This window comes from Actinomycetota bacterium, from assembly GCA_040905475.1.
Lineage (GTDB): Bacteria > Actinomycetota > AC-67 > AC-67 > AC-67 > DATFGK01.
In genome coordinates, this window is the sequence record JBBDRM010000104.1 from 1 (window position 1) to 24,625 (window position 24,625).

At 67.1% G+C, this 24,625-nt stretch carries 28 protein-coding genes and 1 tRNA gene; 19 read left to right on the forward strand and 10 right to left on the reverse strand.

Annotation, left to right across the window (positions count from 1 at the left end):
- The 7 genes from WEB06_12330 to WEB06_12360 form a co-directional block, all read left to right on the forward strand.
- Positions 1-765 (forward strand): pseudouridine synthase (locus WEB06_12330; GenBank protein ID MEX2556401.1); only part of this gene is annotated, 765 nt, incomplete at its 5' end.
- A gap of 28 nt (positions 766-793) precedes the next feature.
- Positions 794-1,162, forward strand: coding sequence for a chorismate mutase (gene aroH / locus WEB06_12335; protein ID MEX2556402.1), 369 nt, complete (start codon positions 794-796; stop codon positions 1,160-1,162).
- Between the two features lie 4 nt (positions 1,163-1,166).
- The gene (locus tag WEB06_12340) at positions 1,167-2,258 is read left to right on the forward strand and encodes a prephenate dehydrogenase (GenBank protein ID MEX2556403.1); all 1,092 of its coding nucleotides are present in this window, start codon (positions 1,167-1,169) and stop codon (positions 2,256-2,258) included.
- 268 nt (positions 2,259-2,526) lie between these two features.
- Complete coding sequence (aroA, locus tag WEB06_12345) at positions 2,527-3,858, forward strand: 3-phosphoshikimate 1-carboxyvinyltransferase (GenBank protein ID MEX2556404.1); 1,332 nt, start codon at positions 2,527-2,529, stop codon at positions 3,856-3,858.
- Positions 3,859-3,890: 32 nt separating this feature from the next.
- Complete coding sequence (cmk, locus tag WEB06_12350; GenBank protein MEX2556405.1) at positions 3,891-4,592, forward strand: (d)CMP kinase; 702 nt, start codon at positions 3,891-3,893, stop codon at positions 4,590-4,592.
- Positions 4,573-5,943, forward strand: a complete 1,371-nt coding sequence (gene der, locus WEB06_12355; GenBank protein MEX2556406.1) for a ribosome biogenesis GTPase Der — start codon at positions 4,573-4,575, stop codon at positions 5,941-5,943. The genes cmk and der overlap by 20 nt, the downstream gene beginning before the upstream one ends.
- Before the next feature lie 11 nt (positions 5,944-5,954).
- A tRNA-Pro gene (locus tag WEB06_12360) sits at positions 5,955-6,029 on the forward strand.
- A 292-nt stretch (positions 6,030-6,321) separates the two neighbouring features.
- Here WEB06_12360 and WEB06_12365 read toward each other — a convergent pair.
- Positions 6,322-6,555, reverse strand: a complete 234-nt coding sequence (locus WEB06_12365; protein MEX2556407.1) for a hypothetical protein — start codon at positions 6,553-6,555, stop codon at positions 6,322-6,324.
- Between the two features lie 266 nt (positions 6,556-6,821).
- Positions 6,822-6,983 carry a hypothetical protein gene (locus WEB06_12370; protein MEX2556408.1) on the reverse strand — a complete coding sequence of 54 codons (162 nt, stop codon included), beginning with the start codon at positions 6,981-6,983 and terminating at the stop codon, positions 6,822-6,824.
- 47 nt (positions 6,984-7,030) lie between these two features.
- Here WEB06_12370 and WEB06_12375 point away from each other — a divergent pair, with 47 nt between their 5' ends.
- From WEB06_12375 to WEB06_12430, 12 genes are all read left to right on the forward strand, one after another.
- The gene (locus WEB06_12375) at positions 7,031-7,657 is read left to right on the forward strand and encodes a CDP-alcohol phosphatidyltransferase family protein (protein MEX2556409.1); all 627 of its coding nucleotides are present in this window, start codon (positions 7,031-7,033) and stop codon (positions 7,655-7,657) included.
- Between the two features lie 36 nt (positions 7,658-7,693).
- Complete coding sequence (locus WEB06_12380; protein MEX2556410.1) at positions 7,694-10,186, forward strand: sugar phosphate nucleotidyltransferase; 2,493 nt, start codon at positions 7,694-7,696, stop codon at positions 10,184-10,186.
- Positions 10,187-10,268: 82 nt separating this feature from the next.
- The gene (gcvH, locus tag WEB06_12385; protein ID MEX2556411.1) at positions 10,269-10,661 is read left to right on the forward strand and encodes a glycine cleavage system protein GcvH; all 393 of its coding nucleotides are present in this window, start codon (positions 10,269-10,271) and stop codon (positions 10,659-10,661) included.
- 115 nt (positions 10,662-10,776) lie between these two features.
- Positions 10,777-11,259, forward strand: a complete 483-nt coding sequence (locus tag WEB06_12390) for an FHA domain-containing protein (protein ID MEX2556412.1) — start codon at positions 10,777-10,779, stop codon at positions 11,257-11,259.
- The gene (locus WEB06_12395; GenBank protein MEX2556413.1) at positions 11,256-12,023 is read left to right on the forward strand and encodes a MerR family transcriptional regulator; all 768 of its coding nucleotides are present in this window, start codon (positions 11,256-11,258) and stop codon (positions 12,021-12,023) included. Before WEB06_12390 ends, WEB06_12395 begins: the two co-directional genes overlap by 4 nt.
- Positions 12,024-12,602, forward strand: a complete 579-nt coding sequence (gene hpt, locus WEB06_12400; protein MEX2556414.1) for a hypoxanthine phosphoribosyltransferase — start codon at positions 12,024-12,026, stop codon at positions 12,600-12,602. It begins immediately after the preceding gene.
- 91 nt (positions 12,603-12,693) lie between these two features.
- The gene (locus WEB06_12405) at positions 12,694-13,170 is read left to right on the forward strand and encodes a bifunctional nuclease family protein (GenBank protein MEX2556415.1); all 477 of its coding nucleotides are present in this window, start codon (positions 12,694-12,696) and stop codon (positions 13,168-13,170) included.
- 137 nt (positions 13,171-13,307) lie between these two features.
- On the forward strand, positions 13,308-13,784 hold the full coding sequence (locus tag WEB06_12410) for a MerR family transcriptional regulator (protein ID MEX2556416.1): 477 nt from the start codon (positions 13,308-13,310) through the stop codon (positions 13,782-13,784).
- Positions 13,717-14,157, forward strand: coding sequence for a hypothetical protein (locus WEB06_12415; GenBank protein MEX2556417.1), 441 nt, complete (start codon positions 13,717-13,719; stop codon positions 14,155-14,157). The genes WEB06_12410 and WEB06_12415 overlap by 68 nt, the downstream gene beginning before the upstream one ends.
- 60 nt (positions 14,158-14,217) lie before the next feature.
- Positions 14,218-15,576 (forward strand): aminomethyl-transferring glycine dehydrogenase subunit GcvPA, encoded by a 1,359-nt coding sequence (gene gcvPA / locus WEB06_12420; GenBank protein ID MEX2556418.1) that lies wholly within the window; start codon positions 14,218-14,220, stop codon positions 15,574-15,576.
- Positions 15,573-17,117 (forward strand): aminomethyl-transferring glycine dehydrogenase subunit GcvPB, encoded by a 1,545-nt coding sequence (gene gcvPB, locus WEB06_12425; GenBank protein ID MEX2556419.1) that lies wholly within the window; start codon positions 15,573-15,575, stop codon positions 17,115-17,117. Before gcvPA ends, gcvPB begins: the two co-directional genes overlap by 4 nt.
- Positions 17,118-17,121: 4 nt before the next feature.
- Positions 17,122-17,829 carry a hypothetical protein gene (locus WEB06_12430; GenBank protein MEX2556420.1) on the forward strand — a complete coding sequence of 236 codons (708 nt, stop codon included), beginning with the start codon at positions 17,122-17,124 and terminating at the stop codon, positions 17,827-17,829.
- Between the two features lie 6 nt (positions 17,830-17,835).
- Here the strand turns inward: WEB06_12430 and WEB06_12435 are convergent, their stop codons facing one another.
- The 8 genes from WEB06_12435 to WEB06_12470 form a co-directional block, all read right to left on the reverse strand.
- The gene (locus tag WEB06_12435; GenBank protein MEX2556421.1) at positions 17,836-18,033 is read right to left on the reverse strand and encodes a PLDc N-terminal domain-containing protein; all 198 of its coding nucleotides are present in this window, start codon (positions 18,031-18,033) and stop codon (positions 17,836-17,838) included.
- A complete protein-coding gene (locus WEB06_12440) occupies positions 18,030-18,785 on the reverse strand; it encodes an enoyl-CoA hydratase-related protein (GenBank protein ID MEX2556422.1) in 756 nt (251 codons plus the stop codon). Before WEB06_12440 ends, WEB06_12435 begins: the two co-directional genes overlap by 4 nt.
- A gap of 7 nt (positions 18,786-18,792) precedes the next feature.
- Positions 18,793-19,962, reverse strand: coding sequence for a putative sulfate/molybdate transporter (locus tag WEB06_12445; GenBank protein MEX2556423.1), 1,170 nt, complete (start codon positions 19,960-19,962; stop codon positions 18,793-18,795).
- 152 nt (positions 19,963-20,114) lie between these two features.
- On the reverse strand, positions 20,115-20,321 hold the full coding sequence (locus tag WEB06_12450; GenBank protein MEX2556424.1) for a hypothetical protein: 207 nt from the start codon (positions 20,319-20,321) through the stop codon (positions 20,115-20,117).
- Positions 20,322-20,422: 101 nt separating this feature from the next.
- Positions 20,423-21,169, reverse strand: a complete 747-nt coding sequence (locus WEB06_12455) for a polyprenol monophosphomannose synthase (protein ID MEX2556425.1) — start codon at positions 21,167-21,169, stop codon at positions 20,423-20,425.
- Positions 21,166-22,833, reverse strand: a complete 1,668-nt coding sequence (gene lnt, locus WEB06_12460; protein ID MEX2556426.1) for an apolipoprotein N-acyltransferase — start codon at positions 22,831-22,833, stop codon at positions 21,166-21,168. The genes WEB06_12455 and lnt overlap by 4 nt, the downstream gene beginning before the upstream one ends.
- A 9-nt stretch (positions 22,834-22,842) precedes the next feature.
- A complete protein-coding gene (locus WEB06_12465) occupies positions 22,843-23,103 on the reverse strand; it encodes a DUF4193 family protein (GenBank protein MEX2556427.1) in 261 nt (86 codons plus the stop codon).
- A gap of 90 nt (positions 23,104-23,193) precedes the next feature.
- A partial coding sequence (locus WEB06_12470) for a hypothetical protein (GenBank protein MEX2556428.1) occupies positions 23,194-24,625 on the reverse strand: 1,432 nt, incomplete at its 5' end.

The following is a 24,625-nucleotide window of genomic DNA, read 5'->3' on the forward strand; positions in this document are numbered from 1 at the left end:
CCACGGCAGGTACCGCCGCGAGAGCCGGAGCCTTCGGTTCCTCAAGAAGGGGAGCGGCTTCAAAAGGTTCTGGCCCATGCCGGGGTCGCGTCTCGTCGTGCCGCGGAGCAGTTGATGCTCGCCGGACGGGTTTGGGTCGATGGTCGTCCCGCGACGACCCTCGGGATGCGCGTCGACCCCGAAACCTCTCAGATCGAGGTGGACGGGCAACGCGTCCACATCAAGACCGATCATGAGTACGTGTTGCTCAACAAGCCGACCGGCGTCGTCACCACCGTCACCGATCCCCAAGGCCGGCAGACCGTGATCGACCTGGTCCGATCCGATCGTCGCCTGTATCCGGTCGGCCGGCTCGACGCGGATACCCAGGGACTGCTTCTGATGACCGACGACGGGGAACTGACCCACCGTCTCTCGCACCCGCGGTACGAGATCCCGCGCACCTATCTTGCCGAGGTCAAAGGGTTGGTCCCACCGGCCGCGATCCGACGGCTCACCACGGGGGTCCGACTCGAAGACGGCCCGGCCCGCGCGAAGTCGGCCAAGATCGTCCGAGGCGCCGGCAGCCGGACCCAGGTCGAGCTCGTTCTGACCGAGGGTCGCAAGCGCGAGGTCCGGCGCATGCTGGAAGCGGTCGGGTTCCCGGTGCTCAATCTCGTCCGCACCCGGTTCGGACCGCTCAGCCTGAAGGAACTCAAGGTCGGGCGCACCCGCCGGTTGACGCCGCAAGAAGTAGGGGAGCTGCATAAGCTCGTAGGCCTCTAGCCGGCAGCCCTTTATAGTTCTGCTCGCCATGGCCGAACGCGTCCGAGCCCTCCGGGGAGCGATCACGCTCGATACCGATGCGCGTGACCAGGTCATCGAGCGAACCGCCCACCTGATCAAGACGATGCTCGAGCGGAACGCCGTGTCCAAGTCGGACTTGATAAGCATCGTCTTCACCGCCACGGACGACATCCGTTCAGAGTTCCCGGCAGCCGCCGCCCGCGAGATCGGGATCAGCGATATACCGCTTCTCTGCGCTCGCGAGCTGGACGTTGAGGGCGCGGTCGGCCGGTGCATCCGCGTGCTGATGCACCTCTACACAGAGAAGGAACCGGCCACGCTCCGTCACGTCTACTTGGAAGGGGCCGTCCCCCTCCGGACGGACCTTCCCCAGTAGTCCCGTGCGCGTCGCTCTGCTTGGGACGGGGCTGATCGGCGGCTCACTCGGCCTCGCGCTCCGCAAGCTCTCCGATGTCGAGGAGGTCATCGCCTACGACCTCGATCCAGACGTCCGTTCGAAAGCCGTCGCTCGGGGAGCGGCGCATCGCGCCTCCGATTCGCCTGAGGATGCGGTGCGCGGCGCGGACTTCGTGTTCGTGGCCACGCCGGTTGGGAAGATCCCATCGGTCATCCAGCAGGCTCGCGCCGGGCTGAAGGACGGCGTCGTCCTGACAGATGTTGGCAGTACCAAGTCTCGAGTCGTGCTCGAGGTCGAGGACCTTGAGATCGAGGGTGCGACTTTCATCGGCGGACACCCCATGGCCGGGACCGAGGAGGAGGGCATCGGCGCCGCCGACCCGGCCCTCTTCGAAGGGTGCTGGTGGATCCTGACACCGACCGAGCGGGTCGACGCAGGCGCCTACCGGGCCCTGCATTCACTCCTCGCCCGCCTCGGCGCTCAGGTCATGGCGCTGGATCCGTCGCAACACGATGACCTCCTGGCCGTGATCAGCCACCTGCCGCACCTCACCGCAGCCGCATTGATGAACCTCGCGGCAGAGCGCGGGAAGGAGCACGGCGGCCTATTGTCGCTGGCAGCGGGCGGTTTCCGGGATATCACGAGGGTCGCAGCGAGCAACCCGGACATCTGGCTCGACATCTGCGCCGAGAACGCCGTGGCGATCGCCGGCGTGCTCCGCGAGTTCGCCCGGCGGATCGACGAGCTCGGCGATCTGATCGAGGCCGGGAAGCGCGACGACCTTCGGAAGCGGCTCCTAACCGCCCGAGCCTCGAGGCGTGAACTGCCTGGTAGAAGGGCTGGAGGGGAGTCGGTGGAGGTTCTCATCCCCGTTCCGGATCGCCCCGGCGTCCTGTCCGAAGTCACGACTACGGTCGGCAATCTCGGCGTCAACATCGAGGATCTCCAGATCACGCACGCCGAGGAGGGGGGGAGGGGGACCCTGCGTCTCATCATCTCGGGCGTTGACGAAGCGCATCAGGTACAAAGTGCTCTGTCTTCGAAGGGATACGACGTTAGATTGACGTCGCTATGAAGCGACAGAGCGATGAGTCTCTTGAGGACTACATCGATAAAGCTATGAAACTACTCACTGATACATCCACTTATCGACTCATAGACCGGTGCTGGTCTGCACGGGAGCGCGATACAAAATGTCGTCAGAATGCTTCATCGCTATCTCTATGAAGCGGTTCATCGATATATCGATAAAGAGATGAAGGAATCGATCGCCATGACGATCTATCAGCCTCCAAGGCATTCATCGATCAGGCGGTGAATAGACACCGCGACTTATCGACAAGATGACCAATGGACAAGTCATTGAGCCGGCCGGACGACTCTCCGGCGAGCTCCGTGTGCCTGGAGACAAGTCGATCAGCCACCGAGCCTTGCTCATCTCCGCGGTCGGGGAAGGGAAGTGCCGCATCGAGGGTCTGTCGGACTCACTCGACGTCGGAGCAACCCGGTCGGTGCTCGCCTCGCTCGGGGTCCAGATAATTAGTAACTCTCAATCTCCAGTAGAGGCTCCTCAACTCTCAACTAGAGGCTCTGACTGGGAGATACTGGTCGAAGGTCGAGGCTGGAGCGGTCTACAGCCGCCCTCCGACGTCCTCAACTGCGGTAATTCCGGGACGACGGCGCGATCGCTGATCGGGGTCGTTGCCGGCCGGCCTTTCGAGACAAGTCTCGACGGCGATAAATCGCTAAAGCGACGACCCATGCTTCGCGTGGTCGAACCGCTCCGTGCGATGGGGGCGGGGATCGACGGGGGAGAGGATGGCCGCTACCTGCCCCTTCGTGTCCGGGGCGGGGATCTGGACGGCATCGAGCACCGATCGCCGGTCGCGAGCGCTCAGATCAAGACCTGTCTGATGCTCGCGGGGATGCAGGCGTCGGGGGAGACGGCGATCGAGGAGCCGGGGGCCTCGCGCGATCACAGTGAACGAATGCTCGAATACCTAGGGGTATCCATCGTGAGATCCCCGAATCGAGTAGTCGTTAAGTCGACAAATATCCAAAACGCTTCGTCGCTGAGTGTCCCTGGTGATCTGTCGAGTGCAGCGTTCCTCCTGGTAGGAGCCGCGATCCTGCCGGGCTCGGAAGTGACGGTGCACGACGTCGGCTTGAATCCGACCCGTACCGGAATCCTTGAGGTGCTCGAACGGTTCGGCGCGCGGGTCGAAACTTCGGAGGTCCGTGAGGTCTGCGGCGAGCCGCGGGGGACCGTGACGGTACGGGCGGGGGACCGTCGGCCGGTCTCGATCGGCGGAGCCGACATCGTCCGGACCGTGGATGAGCTTCCCTTGGTCGCGGTGCTCGGTGCGTACGCGGAGGGGGAAACCGTCCTGGCGGACGCGGCCGAGCTCCGGGTGAAGGAGAGCGACCGCATCGCCACGATGGCGTCCGGGCTTCGTGCCATGGGAGCCCAGATCGACACGACCCCCGATGGTCTCGTGGTTCGAGGCATCGGTGGATTGCGGGGGGCCGCGGTGGAAGCGGCCGGCGACCACCGGATAGCGATGGCCCTGGCGATCGCCGGGCTTGGGGCCGAGGGGCCGACCCAGGTCTCGGGGTGGGAGTCGGTCGCGATCTCATATCCCGGGTTCCTCTCTGCGGTCGAAGACCTGCTATAACGCTGAGCCTCGTGGTCCGAAGGAGAACGGGAGTGAGGAACAGCGGTTCGGCGCGTAAGCGCCGCCCGATCGTCGTCGCCATCGACGGGCCGGCAGGCAGCGGGAAGACCACGGTCGCGAAAGGAGTCGCTCGCTCGCTCGGCCTCGACCGACTGGATACCGGCGCGATGTACCGCGCGCTCACCCTGAAAGCGCTCCGCGAGGGGATCGATCCGTCCAGCGGGCGGGCGTTGGCGGCTCTGGCTCGAAAAACCAGGTTCGAGCACGACAAGCAGGGTCTTCTGGTCGATGGACGGCGCCCGAGCAGGGCCATCCGCTCGCCCGAGGTGAACCGCTCCGTGTCGGAGGTTGCCGCCCATCCCGGGGTCCGGAAAGTGCTCGTCGACCGGCAGCGGGACATCATGGGGCGCGGTGGGTTCGTGGCGGAAGGCCGCGACATCGGGACGGTGGTGGCCCCAGCAGCCGATGTGAAGGTCTACTTGACGGCATCGGTCGCCGAGCGGGCCGACCGCCGCCACCGCGAGCTGTCCAAGGCCGGAGTTCGGATGACCAAGGGAAGCTTGAAGGAGGATCAGATCCGCCGCGACCGCCGCGACTCGACGCGGGCGGCTTCGCCGCTCACCCGCGCCCGCGACGCCCATGTGATCGACTCGACCGGGCGGACCGCCGCGAACGTGGTGGCCGAGGTCGTCGCCTTGGCTAAGGAGGCGAGCCGTGGCCGCCGACGTCGTTGACCGGCCCGTTGAACGGCGCAAGGGACCGCCGCTCGTCGCGATCGTGGGCCGGGCCAACGTCGGGAAGTCGACGCTGGTCAACCGGATGGTCGGCAGGCGCGAGGCCATCGAGCATCCCGAGCCCGGGGTGACGCGCGACCCGCGCGGCTACCCGGTCGACTGGGACGGCACTTCGTTCACCGTCGTCGACACCGGCGGGTGGGAACCGCGGGCGCGCGGGCTCTCAGCGAAAGTCGTCGCGCAGGCGGAACGCGCGGCCAAGGCCGCCGACCTCATCGTCTTCGTGGTGGACGCGACGACCGGCGCCACGGCCGACGACCTCGCCGTCGCCCGCTCGCTCAAGCGCGGGTCGGTACCGGTGATCGTGGCGGCCAATAAGGTCGACGACGCTCCTGCCGAACGGGAGACGCATGCGCTCGAGCGACTAGGACTCGGTCCGGCGTTTCCCGTGAGCGCCCTCCACGGACGCGGCTCGGGAGACTTGCTCGACGTGATCGCCGAGCACGTCCGCGGGATAGACCCCGGCGAGGCGCCGGAAAACGAGAACGAGGCGATCAACGTGGCACTGGTGGGACGGCCGAACGTCGGCAAGTCCTCCTTGTTCAACCGGCTCGTGAGCGACGAGCGCTCGATCGTCGACGATGCGCCGGGGACGACGCGCGACGCGGTGGACACGGTCGTCGAGGTCGACGGGACGCCCTTCCGGTTCGTCGACACGGCCGGCATCCGCCGAAAGGTCAAGCACGCGAGCGGGCCCGAGTACTACGGGCTCGTGCGCAGCCTAAGAGCGATCGACGATGCCGATGTCGCGGTGATCATGATCGACGCTGCCGAAGGACCGACCGAGCAGGACCAGAAGATCGCGCAGCGGGTCGCCGACGCCGGCCGGGCGGCGGTCGTGGTCCTGAACAAGTGGGACCTGGTGGAGGAGGAGAAGCAGAAGTGGCTCGAGCGTGAGGTCGAGGAGCTGCTCCATTTCGTGTCCTGGGCGCCGCTGGTCCGCACCTCGGCGTTGACCGGTCGGGGCGTCGGGAAGCTCCTCCCCGTCGTCCGGGAGGCGAGAGCCGCGTGGGAGAAACGGGTTCCGACGGCGCAGCTCAACTCCTGGCTGCGAGAGGTCGCCGGCAGGATCCCGCTCGGCGGCGGGGAGCGCCCGGTCAGGCTCAAGTACGTGACGCAGGCCCGGACGAAGCCGCCCGAGATCGTGCTTTTCGCGTCCGGGAAGATCTCGCCGCAGGCAGTCAGGGGGTTAGAGCGGCGGCTTCGCGAGCGATTCGGATTCGAAGGAACGTCGATGCGGGTAGTCGTCAGGGTCCAAAGCGGGCGCTCGGGAGACAAACGCAAGCGCTAGGATGCGCCCTACGGGACGTGGCGCAGCTTGGTTAGCGCGCTTGACTGGGGGTCAAGAGGTCGGGAGTTCAAATCTCCCCGTCCCGACTGCATTATTTCCGTTGCCGATCCTGCGCGCTGCCGTACTTCTGCCGAGCCGCCTCGCCTGATGTACCGATAACGGTCCCGATCGCACTCCAAGAGTGGCCGTTGGCTCTGGCGTTCGTCACCGCCCTAAAGAGCGTCGCCTCCGCCTTCGCACGGGCGAGGGCGGCGCGATGCACGGCGGCTAGAGATCTAGCGCGCGCTCGATCCGAGGGATCCGGTTCGAAACTCTCGAACTGGCGCGCGAGGTCCTCTGCCTGCTCGATGATCTCCATCACACTGCGCGGCGTACGAATCACCTCAGATACTTGGGCCGGGCCTTCATTGCATGAACGATCACGGACGTTCCGTCGCGAGCGCGTACCAGCCCGATCTCGATCGACGCGCCGGCACGATCTGGCCCGACGAGCATGACCAACCCATCTTCGAGGTCCCACGCGTCGGTGGCGTTCCGATGTGCGTGCAACATGTCGTCGTCGATCCCGTGCTTCCGGGCGGTCGGTGCGATCAACGGCTCGGGTGTGCTCATGACAAGTTACCTTGTTCTGAGAGAAGCCGCAAGTTACCTTGGCGCCCTTGATTGCCGGCCGAACCCCGATACTAGGGAGGTGACATCAGGAGTCCAGAAGCCGCAGAGTGTGCAGATCTTGACGACCGTAACGTTGGTCGCGGTGGTCTCAGGGTGATGCAGCCCAAGACGACCCACGCGGTCGCGGGGAAGGCGTAGCGAGTCCGTTGGCGCTCCGAACCCCTGGCGATCCAGCCATGAAACCGCCGGCCGACCAGGCATATGCCTCAGCCGGTGCGGCGCTCCCAGATCACGATCGTGTTTCCCCCCTGCATAAAGACCTGCGCGACCTTCCACCCGTCCTTCCACCGATCGTTCAGCTCGTCCTTGAAGGACCGCATGTTCAGGTCGCCCCGGTTCACCGTCGCGTCGTAATGATCGTCCGCCATCGCTACCACCTCCTGGAAAAAGGCTACACGCTGATAGCATCGCGATCGTGAGCGACCAGATCGATCCGAGCGCGCCCCTGGGCTCGCCCGAGAACCCATCCGACGCGATCCTCACCGCCCCCAACCTCGTCACGTTCGCTCGCCTGTTGCTGATCCCCGTCTTCTTGTGGCTCGCGCTCGGGCCCGAGAACATCGCGGCAGCGTTCGTCGTCGGGTTCTTTTGCTTCTCGACCGACTGGGTCGACGGCAAGCTCGCCCGACGCTACAACCAAGTGTCGAAGATCGGCATCGCGATCGACCCGTTGTTCGACCGGCTCGCGGTCGCGGCGGGGGCGACCGTCATCATCATGCTCGAGCTCGCGCCGATCTGGACCGTGGTCGTGGTACTCGCGCGGGACGGTTTGCTGCTCGCGATGATCCCGATCCTCACCGCGAAAGGCGTGCCGCGACCGGCCGTCACGTGGAATGGGAAGGCCGGTTCGTTCGGCACCATGTTCGCGTTCGGGTTCTGGCTCGGCGCCGCGATCACCGATCCGCCGATGGAGTGGATGCAGGTCCTCGCCTGGCTCTGTTACGTGCCGGGCGTGCTGTTCTCCTATATGGCGGCGGTCGAATACGGCCGATCCGCGCTTGCCTCGCTTCGCGCCGGACGGGCCACCGCAAGCGCTGGGTAGAATCCTCCCTGCATGACCACTCCCCAGAATGGGCCGATGAAAGCCGTCATCATGGCCGGCGGCGAGGGAACGCGGCTGCGGCCGCTGACCTCGAACCAGCCGAAACCGATGGTTCCGATGGTCAATCGTCCGCTCATGGAGCACATCGTCCTTCTGCTGAAGAAGCACGGATTGACCGACGTGATCGTCACGGTCCAGTTCCTCGCGAGCCTCGTGCGCACGTACTTCGGCGACGGCGAGGACCTCGGTGTATCGCTCGCCTATGCGACCGAAGAGACGCCGCTCGGGACGGCCGGCAGCGTGAAGAACGCGGAAGGCGCGCTCGACGACACCTTCCTCGTGATCTCGGGCGACGCGCTCACCGACATCGACCTCGAGAAGGTCGCCGCGTTCCATCGTGAGAAGGGCGCGCTGGCGACCGTCGTGCTCTCGCGCCAGCCCAACCCGCTCGACTACGGCATCGTTATCGCCGACGAGCAAGGCCGCATCGAGCGGTTCCTCGAGAAGCCCGGCTGGGGGCAGGTGTTCAGCGACACGGTGAACACCGGCATCTATGTTCTGGAGCCGGAGATCTTCAAGCACATCCCTGCCGACACGCAGTTCGATTTCTCCAAGGACCTCTTCCCGATACTGCTCGAGCAGGGCGCGCCGATCTACGGCTACGTCGCCGACGGGTACTGGTGCGACGTCGGAACGATCGAGACGTACATGCGCGCGCACAAGGACGTGCTGGAGCGCCGCGTCGACACAGAGATCGCCGGCTTCGAGATCGCCGACGGCGTCTGGATCGACGACGGCGCGATCGTCGACCCCGACGCGAAGATCGACGGGCCCGTCGTGCTCGGACAGCACGCCAAGGTCGAGGCCGGCGCGCACATCCGGGAGTTCACCGTGATCGGCAACAACAGCGTGGTGAAGTCCGGCGCATTCCTGCACCGCGCGATCATCCACGACAACGCCTACGTCGGCGAAGGGGTCAACCTCCGCGGCTGTGTCCTCGGGCGCAACGCAGACGTACGGCGCGGTGCGCGCCTGGAGGAAGGAGTCGTGCTCGGCGACGAGGGGTTCGTCGGCGAGAACGCCGTGCTCCAGCCAAACGTCAAGGTGTACCCGTTCAAGTCCGTCGAAGCCGGCGCCGTCATCGGCCGGAGCATCATCTGGGAGTCGCGCGGCACGCGGACGCTGTTCGGCCACCGCGGGGTCTCGGGCCTGATCAACATCGACATCACACCCGATCTCGCCGTTCGTCTCGGCGGGGCGTACGCCGCGACCCTGAAACGGGGCTCGACCGTGGTCACCTGCCGGGATCAATCGCGTGCGGCAAGGACTATCAAGCGCGCCTTCATCGCCGGGTTGAACGGATCCGGGATCCACGTGCACGACCTCGAGGTCGCGCCCGTTCCCGTGGCGCGTTTCAACCTTCGCACCGCACGCGCGACCGGTGGCGTCTCCGTCGAGACGGTTCCCGGCGACGCCCAGTCGATCGAGATACGGTTCTTCGACTCCTCGGGCGCCGACATCGACGAGGGAGCCGAGCGAGCCATCGAACGGGTCTATTTTCGCGAGGACGCTCGCCGCGCCTTCCCCGACGAGATCGGCGAGCTGCGCTTCCCGCCGCGAGCGCTCGAGTTCTATCAGGCCGGCCTGCTCTCCACGCTCGACGTGGAAGCGATCCGCCGCGCGAACGTCAAGGCCGTGGTCGATTGCGCGTTCGGGCCGACGGCGCTCGTGCTTCCCGGCATCCTCGGCAGGCTGGGAACCGACATCCTCACCGTCAACTCCTACGTCGACGAGAACCGCACGACGATGTCCGACGAAGAGCGTCGCTACCGGCTCGACGACCTTGCCTCGCTCGTGCGGGCGTCGCGAGCGCGGTTCGGGGCGCTTTTCGACACGCTGGGGGAGCGGATCCAGCTCGTGCTGGAAGGCGGCATCGAGGTTCCGACCGAGCGCGCTCTCCTCTTCCTGCTGGATCTGGTGTGCGAGCGCCGTGGCCCCGGCGTCGTCGTGCTACCGGTCTCGGCGCCGGCGGTCGCGGAGAAGATCGCCGCCAAGCACGGCTGCACGGTCCGTCGGACGCCCCATGCAGCGAGTGCGCTGACCGCGGCCGCCGCCGACGAGCAGGCCATCTTCGCCGGAGGCTTGGACGGCGCCTATGTTTTCCCGGACTTCACCCCGGCCTTCGACGCCCTGGCTTCCTTCTGCCGGTTCCTCGAGATCCTCGCCACGTCCGACGGTTCGCTCATCGAGCGGCTCGAGGGGATCCCGAACACACACATCCGTCATGCCACGGTCGTTACCCCTTGGGAGAAGAAGGGCACGGTCATGCGCCACGTCGCGACTGCGGCCCGGGGCGACCGGACCGAGGACATCGAAGGCTTGAAGGTCTTCCACGGCCAGGATTGGGCGCTCGTCCTTCCCGACCCGGAGGACCCCATCACCCACGTATGGGCCGAGGGCGCCACGTCGGACGCGGCGGAAGGCTGGCTCGAACGGTACGTGGCGATGGTCCGCGCCGGGCTCGTCTAGAAAGCGGCGTCGTGCCGGCAGTCCGTCCGCCTTGCGTCCGCGACCTTCCTTTCCCTACGCTACGCGCTCCACGGAGGTGAGCATGTATCCCGAGGGTCTGAGCTACACGAAAGAGCACGAGTGGGCGAAGAAAGAGAACGGCGTCGTCCGGGTCGGGATCACCCATTACGCGCAGGACGCGCTGGGCGACATCGTCTACGTCGACTTGCCGGGCCCGGGCACCGAAGTGGCCGCGGGTCAACCGTTCGGTGAGGTCGAGTCGACGAAATCCGTCTCGGACATCTACGCTCCGGTCACGGGCACGATCAAGGAGCGCAACGCGCGCCTCGAGGAGTCGCCCGACCTCGTGAACCAGGATCCGTACGGCGAAGGCTGGATGGTCCTTATCGAGTCGAAGACCCCCGCCGGGCTCGACGGCCTCCTTTCGGCGACGCAATACCAGGAATTCATCGCCTCCGAACAGGCATCTTCTTAGACCAGACGCGTTTCGCCGTCGCGAGTCTCCACCCCGGCTTCACGCTTCCCGGCTCCAACTTTTTGGGTGTCCTCACCCTGTGCTATAAGGTCAGGGCTCTCAGGGGGGACGCGCGATGTATTGCACGAGATGTGGACACGGCAACCCGGACGGCGCGAATTTTTGCGGCCGTTGCGGTGCGCCGCTCGCCGCAGCCACCGACGATACGACCCTCACGCTACACGTGGGCTCCGCCGAGGAGCCCGACGCCGAATCGGAGGAGGTTGCCGTCTCGCTCGACGAGCTGGAGGCCGACCAGGGCGTGCTGGTCGTGAAGCGCGGCGACAATGCAGGGAGCACCTTCCTGCTCGACAAGGATCTCACCGCCGCGGGGCGACACCCCTCGAGCGACATCTTCCTGGACGACATCACCGTATCCCGTCGTCACGCCGAGGTCCTGCGCGAAGGAGCGAGGTTCCTCGTGAAGGACGTGGGCAGCCTCAACGGCACCTACGTGAACCGCGAGCGAGTGGACGTTGCCGAACTGTCCTCGGGGGACGAGCTTCAGATCGGGAAATACAAGCTCATGTTCTACGCGGCTTCCAAGGCGGGCGTGTGAAGACCGGCCGGCCGTACATGAGCATCGGGGAGGTCCTCGGGGGCCTCAAGCCGGACTTCCCCGAGATCACGATCTCGAAGATCCGGTTCCTGGAAACGGAGGGACTGATCGACCCTGAGCGGACCCCCTCCGGATATCGCAAGTTCTACCAGAAGGACATGGACCGGCTGCGATTCATCCTGTCCCTCCAGCGCGACTCCTACCTGCCGCTCAAGGTCATCCGCGAGCGCCTGGCCGCCTACGACGCCGGCCTCCCCACCGGCGGGAACGGCGGGATGGCGGACCCCTCGGCCGCGGTGGCCGCCGAGGTCCAGCCGGTCACGAAGCCCCCCCGTCCGGAGGTCGAGGCCGATGAGGACATCGCCGAACCGGCAACGGCGCTCCACCTATCGGAGAGCGACCTCGCCGCCGCAACCGGCCTCGAGCTGAACGAGGTGCAGTCGCTCCAGTCGTTCGGGGTGATCTGTCGGCACACGATGAACGGCGGCACCTACTACGACCAGGACGACCTGCTCGTCGGCCGGATCGCTCGCGACTTCCTGCAGTTCGGGGTCGAGGCGCGACATCTAAAGATGTTCCGCCAGTTCGCCGAGCGCGAAGCCGCCCTGTTCGAGCAGGTCGTGCTTCCGTCGTTCCGCAACCGCAGCCCCGAGACCCGCAAGCAAGCGACACAGTCGCTGTCGGAGCTGACGCGTCTTTCGAGGAAACTTCGCCACGCCTTCCTGCGGCAGAACCTGCGCGCGTACCTGTCGGGGGATCGCTAGTTGGCAGAAGGTGCATCGAGCCCCGTCGGGCTCGTTCTGGAGCCGGACCAGATCCAGAAACGCGTCGCCGAGATGGGCGCTGAGATCACGCGCGATCACGCCGGCCGCTCGCCGATCCTGATCGCGGTTCTCAAGGGATCGGTGCTCTTCCTGGCCGACCTCGTCCGGAGCATCGACCTGCCGGTGCGCGTGGACTTCATGGCGATCTCATCGTATGGAGACGGCGGCCGCTCCGGGGTGGTGCGGATCTTGAAGGACCTCTCTGAGGCGATCGAGGGGCAAGACGTCATCCTGGTGGAAGACATCATCGACACCGGCCTCACCGTCACGTACCTGCTCACGAACCTGCGCGCACGAAAGCCGCGCTCGCTCGAGGTGTGCGCCCTGCTCGACAAGAGCGTGCGGCGCATCATCGAGGTGCCGATCCGCTACAAAGGCTTCGACATCCCCGACGAGTTCGTGATCGGCTACGGCCTCGACCACAACGGCCGGTACCGCAACCTTCGCTCGATCATCGGCGTCCGCGACCTCGAGGCCCTCGACACCGATCCGGATCGCATCGTCTCGCCGTACGTGTAAGCCTGCAGGACCCGGGCCCGGACGCGCTTTCACCGATAGGGTGGCTGTCGTAGTCTGTACGGCCAGGACGCCGCCGAGGAGGCTTGACGACGTGATCGAACTTCAGCTGGTCGGCGTCCGGGTCGAGCTGCCGACCAACCAGCCGATCGTGCTCCTCCGAGAGCGCGAGGGGGAGCGCTTCCTCCCGATCTGGATCGGCGCCGTCGAGGCCACCGCCATCGCGTTCGCCCTGCAAGGGATCGTGACCCCCCGGCCTATGACGCACGACCTGCTCAAGAACGTCATCGAGCAGCTCAACGTTCGGGTCGACAAGATCGTCATCACTGAACTCAAGGACTCGACCTTCTACGCGACCATCGAGCTAGAGCACAACGGGTCCCGGATAGAGGTATCGAGCAGGCCGAGCGACGCCATCGCGCTGGCCGTTCGGACGAATGTGCCCATCTACGGCAGCGAGGAAGTCCTGAACGAAGCCTCGATCCTGATCCGCGACGACGAGGAGCAAGAGGTCGAGAAGTTCCGCGAGTTCCTCGATCAAGTGAACCCGGACGACTTCGCGGGCGGCTGACCAGCAGGAACACACACAGCAAACCCTCGACTCGACATCGAAGGTTCCGCTACCCTCGAGAAATCATTGACAGAGGAATCAGCTCCACCATAGTCTTGCATCCGCGTAATTACCCCCTTGTCAGGGAGCCGGGTGCCATGGCTGCAACGGTGGTGGAAGAGGGCTTTCGCGGACCTCAGGTCTGCAAGATCGTCGGGATCACCTACCGCCAGCTCGACTACTGGGCTCGCACCAAGCTCGTCGAGCCGAGCATCAAGCCGGCCGTCGGGTCCGGGAGCCAGCGGATGTACGGCTTCACGGACATCGTCCATCTCAAGATCATCAAAAATCTGCTCAACGCCGGCGTCAGCCTCCAGCAGACGAGACGCGCCGTCGACTACCTCCGCACCGAGCTGAAGCAGCCCCTGGAGGAGGTCACGATCATCTCGGACGGGAGTTCCATCTACGCTTGTAAGTCCAAAGACGAGGTGATCGATCTGCTGGGGCGCGGCCAGGGGGTTTTCGGCATCGCCGTCGGCAAGGTCTACGAGGAGCTGCAGGGGAGCGTTGCCGACCTCAACGTCCGACGGGAAACGGCGGAAGAGACGGGCGTCCGCAAAGCTCGCGGCGTCTAGCCCGCGGCAGCCGTCGCCCGACGACCTTCCGAGCGACCGCACCGACTTCGCGCACATCAGCGAGCGCCAATACGCTCGCCTGCTCGACTTCTACGAGATCGTCTGGGAGTACGAGCCGCGCTCGTTCGACGTCGAATGGGACGAGGAAGGCAACGTCACCAAGCGCTTCACTCCGGATTTCTATCTCCCGGACTTCGACATGTACATCGAGGTCACGACGATGAGCCAGAAGCTCGTGACGCGGAAGAACCGCAAAGTGCGACGGTTGCGCGAGCTCTACCCTGACGTCAACGTCAAGATCTTCTACCAGCGCGACTACGTGCAGCTCCTCGCGAAATACGGCCTCGAAGGCCGGGGTTCCTTGAGCAGATAGCCGAAACAGAGCCCTCGAGCTTTCGGTCGGTAGAATGCGCCGAAGCCTAGGGGGTCCTTCCTGGAATTCGCGCCGCATACAGACGCCGACGTCCGCGCCATGCTCGATGTGCTCGGCCTGGCGTCCGTCGACGACCTGTTCACCATGATCCCGCCCTCGTTGCGCTACGAGCAGGCGCTGGACATGCCCGAGGGCCACACCGAGATCGAGGTCCTGCGCGAGCTCGGCGTGCTCGCCGCGCGGAACCGCTCGGCCGACGAGCTGGTCTGCTTCCTCGGCGGGGGAGCGTACGACCACCACGTCCCATCGATGGTCTGGCCGCTGCTCGGTCGGGGCGAGTTCGCGACCTCGTACACGCCGTACCAACCGGAGGTCTCGCAAGGCGTGCTCCAGGCGCTCTTCGAATACCAGACGATGATCTCCGAGCTGACCGGACTCGAGATCTCCAACGCCTCTCTGTACGACGGGGGGAGCGCGCTCGGCGAGGCGGTCCACATGGCCACGAGCGCCACCGGACGTAAAGCCGTGGTGCTCGCCGGCTGCGTCAACCCGCTCTACGTCGACGTGCTTCGCACGGCCGCCCGCGGGCCCGGCCTCGAGATACGGGAGGCGGGGTGGGGGAGCGGCGGAAGCGCGGACCTCGACGCGACCAGGCGGCTCGCCGACGGCGCGGCGGCGATCGCGGTTCAGCACCCGAGCTTCCTCGGCGGCCTCGAGGACGTCTCGACGCTCGCCGAGATCGCGCACGAACGGGGCGCCAAGCTCATCGTCCACTTCGACCTCACGTCGGCCGGCGTGCTCGAGGCTCCCGGTGCGCTCGGGGCCGACATCGTCGTAGCCGAAGGGCAGCCGTTCGGCAATCACCTCAACTTCGGCGGACCGTACGTCGGTGTGATCGCCTGCCGCCGCGAGGACGCGCGCCGCCTCCCGGGACGCCTCGTGGGGGAGACCGTGGACCGCGAGGGTCGCCGCTCGTTCGTGCTCACGCTGCAGGCTCGCGAGCAGCACATCCGCCGCGAGAAGGCGACGTCGAACATCTGCACCAACCAGACGTTGAACGCCCTCGGCACGTCGGTCGCGCTCGCCTGGCTGGGGCCACAAGGGTTGAAGGAGCTCGGCGATACGTGCCTCGCCAAGGCTCGGTACTGCCGTGATCGCTTGATCGAAGTCGCCGGCGCGCGACCCGCATTCGACGCGCCGATCTTCAAGGAGTTCGCCGTTCGTCTCCCCGCCGATCCGGTGCGTGTGTGCGAGCGTGCCGCCGCCGACGGCTACCTCGCCGGCGTGCCGCTCACTCGGTACCTTCCGGGGCGCGACCTGGACGACGCGCTGCTGGTCGCCGTGACCGAGCGGCGCACTCGCGAGGAGATCGACGGTCTCGCCGAAGCCGTCGCCCGAGCCTGCAAGGAGGAGGCGTGACCGCCCGACCGTCGCCGCCAAGGCTCGCGCTCGCGGAGGAGCAGGTGGTCTTCGAGCGGTCACGCCCGGGGCGCCGCGCCGGCCGGATGCCCGCGCTCGACGTCCCGTCGGCGCGGGCCGACGCCATCCCCGAGGCGATGCGGCGTCGAGCCGCGCCCCTGCTTCCCGAGGTCTCCGAGAACGAGCTCGTCCGCCATTACACGCGCCTTTCGCAGCGGAACTGGGGCATCGACACCGGCTTCTACCCACTCGGCTCGTGCTCGATGAAGTACAACCCCAAGCTCGCGGAGGACGCGGCGGCCATGGCCGGGTTCCGGCGCATTCACCCGCTTCAGCCCGAATCGCAGACGCAAGGCGCGCTTCAGCTCCTCGTCGAGCTCGAGCACGCGCTCTGCGCGATCACGGGGATGTCGGGGGTGACGTTCCAGCCTGCTGCCGGCGCCCACGGCGAGCTCACCGGCTTGCTGCTGATGCGCGCGTTCCACGAGTACAACGGGCAGAATCGCCGGCGCGTGATCATCCCCGACTCGGCGCACGGCACCAACCCCGCCTCGGTCACGCTGGCGGGCTACGAGACCCAGGAGGTCCCGTCCGACTCGCGCGGGCTCGTCGACGTCGACGCGCTCGAGCGGATGGTGGGCGACGACGTCGCCGGGTTCATGATCACGAACCCGAACACGCTCGGCCTCTTCGAGGAGAACATCGAGCGCATCGCCGCCGCGATCCATTCGGTCGGCGGGCTCCTCTACTACGACGGGGCGAACCTGAACGCGATCCTCGGCCGGACGCGGCCCGGCGACATGGGCTTCGACATCGTCCACATGAACCTGCACAAGACCTTCGCCACGCCGCACGGCGGAGGAGGGCCAGGCGCCGGGCCGGTGGCCGTCTCCGAGCGGCTCGTCCCATTCCTGCCGGGCCCGCGCCCCGTCTACGACGACGCAACGCGGAGCTACCGGTGGGGCGCCATCGACCAGCGCTCGATCGGGAGGATGCACACCTTCTGGGGGAACTTCGGGATCCTGGTCCGTGCCTCGTCGTATGCCCGGACGCTGGGGTCCGACGGTCTGCGTCACGTTGCCGAGCGCGCCGTGCTCAACGCGAACTACCTCGCGCACCGTCTGCGCGGAACCTACGATCTCGCCTTTCCGGCGCAGCCGATGCACGAGTTCGTGCTGAGCGCCCGCAAGCAGAAGGCCCGCGGTGCGAAGGCGATGGACGTCGCGAAGCGCGTGCTCGACTACGGCTTCCATGCGCCCACCGTGTACTTCCCGCTGATCGTCGACGAGGCCATGATGGTCGAGCCCACCGAGACCGAGGCCGTCGAGACCCTCGACGCGTTCGCCGAAGCGTTCATCGCCATCGATCGCGAGATCGACACCGATCTCGAGACGTTGAAGACGGCGCCGCACACGACCCCGATCAGCCGGCCCGACGAGGCCCGCGCCGCACGGAACCTCGTCCCGCGCTGGTACCCGAAGGCGGTTGAGCCGGAGCACGCGGCGGACCAGGCCGGCCCGGCCGAGAAGCCCTCCATCTAGCGTCGTGTCCGTCCGCATCGTCATCGACCGGCGCTTCCGCGGGCCGCCCGAGTCCGGGAACGGGGGTTACTCCTGCGGCCTGCTCGGCGCATTGATGCCGGGCCCGTCCGAGGTGATGCTCAGGAAGCCGCCGCCCCTCGACACCCCGATGGAAGTCGAGCAACGCTCCGACGGGACGCTGGTCGCCGTCCACAGCGGCGAGGCCGTGATCGAAGCCCGCGCGGCGGATGTCGACATCGCGATCCCGGGTGCGATCTCGCTCGCCGACGCCGAGCGCGCAGCGGCCGCGTTCGAAGGCTTCCACAACCACGCATTCCCGATGTGTTTCGTCTGCGGGCCCGAACGTGAGCCCGGCGATGGACTGCGCGTCTTCCCCGGCGAATTGCCGGGCGGGATCGCGGCCGCGCCGTGGACGCCGGACCCGATAGACGCGGACGAGAACGGGGTCGTTTTTCCCGAGATCGTCTGGGCGGCACTCGACTGCCCGACGGGATGGTCCACGCATTACGCATACCCGGACGCGGGGATCGGCCTGCTCGGGCGGCTCTCGGCTTCAGTGTTCCGTCCGGCCATCGCCGGTGAGCGGTACATCACCGCGTCATGGGCGACCGGTCGCGAGGGCCGCAAGCTCTACGCGAAGAGCGCCGTCTTCGATCAGAGCGGTGAGCCTTACGCGGTCGCGAACGCGATCTGGATCGAGCTGAAGAGCTGAGCCGGGTCAGCCCCGCTCGGGCGCGCCCATGATCCAGTAGAGCGGTACGCCGACGATCGGGAGCAGGATCACCACGAGCAGCCACACGATCTGGTTTCCGGCGCGGAAGCGGTAGTCCTGACCCTTGATGATGTCGATGATCGTGCGCACCCACAGCCCGATCAAGAAGATCACCAGCAAGGGGATGAGCAGCCGGAACATCATGGCGAAGACCGTCCCGATGGGGGAGCGGGGCGGTCGCCGGTACGAAACCGCTCGAGCCCGGCGACCATATCGAGGTCCGCCAGCGTCGCCTCACCACGCTTGGCTTCCGCGTCGATCCCGTCGGCTGCGAGGGCGGATGCGCGGTCGGCGACGAGGGACGCCTGCGGGTAGGCCGCGAGGTGCGTCGCCAGCTCCAGCGCGCGCTCGAGATGGGTCCCGGCGGGAACGATCTCCTGCACGAGCCCGATCCGCAGCGCCGTGCCGACGTCGATCTTCGCGCCCGTCTCGATCAGGTAGAGGGCATTGCCGAGCCCGACGATGCGCGGCAGCCGCTGCGTCCCGCCGTCGATGAGCGGAACGCCCCACCGCCTGTTCAGCACCCCGAACGTCGACGTGTCGTCGGCGACGCGGAAGTCGCACCAGCACGCGAGCTCGAGGCCGCCGGCGTAGCAGTAGCCGCCGATCGCGGCGATCGTGGGCTTCGAGACCTCCAGCCGCGAGATCCCCATCGGGCCCGACTCCGCCGAGCCCGGACGGCCCATGAGGTCGAGCGCCTTCAGGTCGGCGCCCGCGCAGAACGACTTCCCGCCGGCGCCGGTTAGGACGAGCACGCGCGCCGTCTCGTCCGCGTCGAACGCGCGCACCGCGCCCTCAAGGCCCTGCGCCGTCGCCGCGTCGACCGCGTTCATCGCTTCGGGGCGGTCGATCGTGACGACGGTGGTCGTGTCGAGCTTCTCGATGCGAACGGCCATTACTCGCTCACTGTACCGGCCGGCGCGACGCATCTACGTGCCCGCGCGATCGGCCCAGCAGAGAGGGGAGCCAGACGAGGCCCACGCCGACAGCCAGCGCGATGGCGAGGTTGGACGTCCACAAACCGACGACACCCATCGCGACGGCCACGCCGAGCTCGTAGCGCCGGAGATCCAGGACGAGGAGCGCATGCATCACCCCGGTGAACGCGAGCAACCCTACGAGCACGGCCACGGGGATGAGAGCGAGCAGCGAGAAGGCCGTCGCGCCGAACCCCAGGCCCAGGATCAATAGCGGCACCCCGATGAGAAGGTTCATGCGGTACGACCGTGCGCCGGCCCGATAATGGGCGCTCAGGCCTCCCGATCCGTGGCACATGGGCATCCCTCCGAGGCTGCCGGCGACCACGTTCGCGAGCCCGCACGACAGTCCGACGCGGGCAGGCGTAACCCGGCGGGCACGGGCACCGAAGAACCGATGCTCGAGATCCGTGAGCGCTACGACGGCGTTGCCGAACGTAAGCGGGATCTGTGGGATGACGAGCACGGTGAACGCCGACCACAGGACCGCCGGGCGGAATGCGTCGCCGAGGATGCTCGGCCGCCAGAGCTCCGGCCGTAGAGCGATCGCGTGCGGGCTGGTAGCGAGAGACCAGGCGATGCCGCCGGCGACGATCGCGAGGGCCATGGGCCAGTTCCGCCTGCGCGCAGCGACCACCAGCAGCACGAGGCACACGGCCGCCACCGTCCAGGTCGTCGTCGGCACCGGCCGTTGGGGCAACCGAAGGGCGCTCGCGATGAGAAGGAGGCCTACGCCGAGCTGCAGACCCCTCACGATCGGCGTCGTGAAGACGCGAGCCAGCCATCGGGCAGCGCCGGTCGCCGACAGCCCCAGCAGGATCAGACCGAGCACGACGCCGGCTGCGGCGATGGTCGCCGGGGGAAGATCCCGGGCGATCGCGATAGCGGCCGCTGCCTTGATCGGTTGAACGGGCACGGGGACACGGAGATAGAGGCCAGCAGCGATGTACAGGGCGCCGGCTCCGACCAGCACCGTCCCTGCGTCCAATCCATTGGTCAAGATCAGCGCCGTAGCGATCGGTACCAGGACGCCGAGGTCGGCCACGGCCCCAGAAGCGTCCCCGAGGAACGGAGCCAGACGGCCGAGCCTGCCCATGGCGAGCAGTCTACGAGCGGGACGAGCGGGGAGCGCTCGTCCTGGTCGGGCCCCCGACCTGCCGTGATCTATCAAGTTAACGTAAGGAGGATTATGGGCGTTAGACGAAAGGGGCCGGGGCCGGGCTCATGACGGCTTGTTCGTGGGCCGCTCTACCGGACCCAGCTCATGAGGACCATCAGCGAGGCCCAGCCGATCAGCCAAGCGGCGCCGGCGCGCAGGAGCTGGATGCGAAGCCCGGCCTCTGGGTCACCGAGAACGCTCTTCGGACGGACCCGTTCCTGAGGGACTTTCCGTTGAAGCTCGACGAGCTGGTAGTAAAGGCTGAGCGATGAAGAACGGCTCCCGCCGAGACTCATGCGCTACTCCTTACCCCCCAGGCCATCCCCCCAGACCTGCCCGGATTGTACTCACACTGCGGCACGAAGTGAACCGGAAGCACGGTCGTCTTGGTCGACGCCTATCGATCACGAACGACGCTGCGCTCGTGCGGGTGTTTCGGGGGTCGGGTGCGTCGGACCGCCCACCCGAAGACACGCCACAACGCTTCGAACACGATCCGCCGCGACATCTTGGACGCGCCCTGTCGGCGCTCGGTGAACACGATGGGGATCTCGACCGTCCGGAAGCCGAGCGTCCACGTCCGCCACGCCATCTCGATCTGGAACGCATAGCCCTCCGACCCGATCGCGTGGAGGGGGATCGACTCGAGGACCGCGCGCCGATAGCAGCGGAACCCGCTCGTCGCATCGCTGAGCGGCAACCCCAGCATCCCTTTGGCGTACAAGGTTCCGGCGCGTGAGAGGATCCGGCGGAACCGGCTCCAGTTCACGGTGCTGCCGCCCGGGACGTATCGCGAACCGATCACGAGATCGGCGTTCGTCGCGCCCGCGACGAGACGGGCGACGTCCGCGGGATCGTGCGAGAGGTCCGAGTCCATCTCGAGCAGCGCGTCGTATCCCCGGTCGAGTCCGTCACGGAACCCCGCGAGATACGCCGGCCCGAGACCTCCTTTCGCGGAACGATGCATCACACGGACGCGCGACTCCCCCATCGCGATCCGATCGGCGATCTCGCCGGTGCCGTCGGGTGATGCGTCGTCGACGACGAGGATGTCGACTTCGGGGGTCGACGCGAGCGTCTTTTCGATCACCGCGGCGATCGTGCCCGCCTCGTTGTAGGTCGGGAGGATCACGAGCGCTCTCACGCTTCGTCCGCGGGGTCGGTGGTCGACGGCGGCGGCGAGGTCGGGTCTGGCGGGCGGACCCCCGGGACCTCCTTGACCTGGACGGGGTCGACGTAGCGATGGAGCGCGTCCTCTGCACCCCAGAGCTCGACCTCGACCTTCTCGTATCGGCGGCTGCGCCGGGCGCCCACCTTACGAGCGGACACGACGATGACTGCCACTCCCCCGAGACCCCCCAGCCCGAGCTCGATCGGCTCGCCGAACCGGCCGTAGACGGTACGGGCGCCGGTTCGCTGGACCTCGCGACGCACCACGGACTCTTCGAACACGCCGGTGCGTTCGACGATCCGCCCGTCGGGCGCGATGACCGCTGTGATCCCCGAGATCGCCGCGTGCAACACCCATCGCCCCTCTTCCACGGCACGCATCGCGCTCATCTGAACATGCTGGCGCGCGGCAGGGCTGCGGCGGAACGACGCGTTGTTCGTCGTCACCACGATGACCTCGGCGCCGTCCTCGACGAACTCTCGGACGAGACGAGGATACGTCGACTCGAAACAGATCACCGTTCCGATCCTCGCTCCGTCGATGTCGAACACGACCGGCGCCGCTCCCGGGATCCCGTCCTCGGGGATCTGCTCGAGCGCCGAGACGTATCGCCGCAATGCCGGCAAGGGCACGTATTCACCGAACGGGACGAGGTGGATCTTGTCGTAGGTGGCTTCCGCCTGGCCCGAGGACGAATAAAGGATGTTCACGTTGCGGAATCCCTTGCCGTCCTTGCCGTCGAGGATCGCGCCGGCGATGAACGGCGCGCCGACGCTGCGGATCAGTTCCTCGAGCCGCAGCCCGATCGCGGGATTGGTGAATGGGTCGCGGTCGATAGAGTTCTCGGGCCACACCACGAGGTCGGGCGGGTCGGTTGCGAGGGGCTCCGTTGCGCGGATGTGGTTGTCGATGATGGCGAAGTCCTCGGGCCCGCTCCGGCCGACCCGGTCGGCGAAACCGGAGAACGAGCCTTCGGGAACGTTGCCCTGGACCAGCGCGACGTCGAGTGTGCCCCGTGACGATCCGGCGAGACCGAGCGGCAACCACAGTGGGCCGATCGCGGCGCCGCCGGCAAGGACGAGCGCCAACGCGCGCCGCCATATCCGCCCGGACGAAACCACCTGTGCGAGAAGCGCTCCGATGACGACGAACGCGAGCGTGACCAGGTGTACGCCACCGATCCGGGCCAGCGGCAGCAGCAGACCATCCTGGTATTGCGTGTAGCCGAGGCCACCCCACGCGTAGCCGCCGAACGGAACGGCCGTCCTGAGGATCTCGGCCGCCGTAAACATCAGCGGCACTCCGAGGAGCCTGCCGGCCGGCGATCGAGACGACCACGCAGCGAACCAGCCGAATAAGCCCGTGGCCGTCGCCTGCAACGCCACGAGCGCGCCCCACGCGAGGAATCCGAACAAGGAGATCCACCAGATCAGCGGCCCGAAGAACGCCAGCCCGAAGACGAACCCGACCAGGAAGCCGGACCTTCCTGGCGCGCCCCGCAGCGCGAGAAGCAATGGGATCAAGGCACCGAACGCGAACCATCCGATGTCGACGGGCGGGAACGCACAGAACAGCAAGCCACCGGATAGGACTGCTGCTGCGAGGCGCGTACGCAGGCGCCAGGCGTCGGGTTTCACGGGGGATGGCTAGGACGCGCAGTCCCGGCAGATCATCTTCTTCTTGTCCGAGAGCTGGCTCTTGTGTTTCACCAGGAAGCAGTTCCTGCAGGTGAATTCGTTGGTTTGCTGCGGCAGGACCTTGATCGGGAGAGTCTCGGAGCGCTCATCGCCGCGCTGGAGATCAAGGAGAGACTCCTCCTCCTCCTCGGCGGCCTTGTCCTCCGTCCGGCGGGCGAGCAGCTCTTCGAGACTCGTCTCGCCTACGGACTCTTCTTCCTCGTCCCGCACCCCTTGCTCCTCTCATTCGGTCGAGGCCCGCGCTTTATACCCCAGCCCGGGAGTCGCCGCAACGCCCGTGTGGGCTCGGGTATTCCCAGGTCAGACCACGGTGACCAGAGAGCCCCGCTCGGGGTCCTTCCTGACCTCGATCCGCACCGGGAAGTGCTCCTTCAGCTCGTCGATATGGGTGATGACCAGCACTGTTCGGAACTCGGTGCGGACCTTCAGGATCGCCTCGAGGAGCCTGCTACGACCCTCGGCGTCCTGGGTGCCGAACCCCTCATCCACCACCAGCGTTTCGAGCCGGGCGCCGGCTCGGTTCGCCAGGAGCCGGGAGAGCGCCACGCGAAGGGCGAAATCGATTCGGAGCCGCTCGCCGCCGGAGTACATCTCGTATGGTCGCTTACCGCCGAGCGCGTCGAAGACCGTGACCTCGAGGGTCTCCTTCATGCTGCGGGACTTGGTCTCCCGGACCGGGTCGATCGAGACGCTGAGCTGGCCGTCCGTGAGTAGCCCAAGCAACCGGTTGGCCTCGATGCGCAGGTCCGGGATGGCGTTCCCGATGATCCGCGCGGGGATCCCGTCTCGCCCGAACGCCTTCCCGAGCTTGTCGTACAGTCCGGCGGTCCGCTTGCTGGCGGCGAGGGCCGCGCGCGTTTTGGCCGCCTCGGCCTCCTTGGCGTCGAGGGCTTCAAGCCCGTGAGCGGTCGCGCCGAGTGTCCGGCCCGCCTCCTCGTAGCGCTGTTGGGCGTCGGCTCTCACGCGCTCGGCCGCCGTCAGCTGTTCGAGGAGCGCAGGCAGCTCGACCAGCCGCTCCCCCATCGCTGCGAGATCCTTCTCGGCCTGGGTGTGAGCTTTCCGTGCACGGACGGCGCGCTTCTCGGCCGCCAGGGCCTCCTTGCGGGTGGCGTTCAAGGTCATCTCCGCGCGCCGGGCGGCCGCGATCGCACGCTCGGCGTCCCGTGCGGCGCGCACCAGGTCCTTCAAGGTCGCGTAAGCGTCGGGGTCGAAACCGACGCGCCCGAGCTCCTCGCGGACGCGCGCCAGCTTCTCGCGCTCCCCCGCCGCGTAGTCGTCCGAGCGAAGCCGTCGGGAGATCTCGGCCGCAGTCGTCCGATCGGTCTCGATCTTGGACCTTGCCGTGCCGAGCTGCTCCAGCTGCTGGCCGAGTTTCGCCGCCTGTCCGGCGAGCATCTCGCGACGCTGGAGTGCGGTGCGCAGCGCAGCGTCCTGCTTCTCGATCCTCCTGAGCTCGGACTCGAGAGCTTTCTGCTCCTTGCCGGCGGCGGCCGCGGCTTCGACGAGCTCCTTGAGTTTCGCGGCGAATCCGGCCTTCACTTGTTTGCGATGGGCGGCGGTCAGCTCCTGGCCGCAGAGCGGGCACGACGCCTCGGTGTGCTCCAGGAGCGAGCGCTTCTCGTCGATCTCGACGCGCTCGGCTTCGCGTGCATCGTGCTGCGCCGCCAGCGCGCCGCCTCGCTCGCGGATCTCGGCGCGGCGAGCGAGAAGGGTCTCGCGCTCGGCCGCCGTC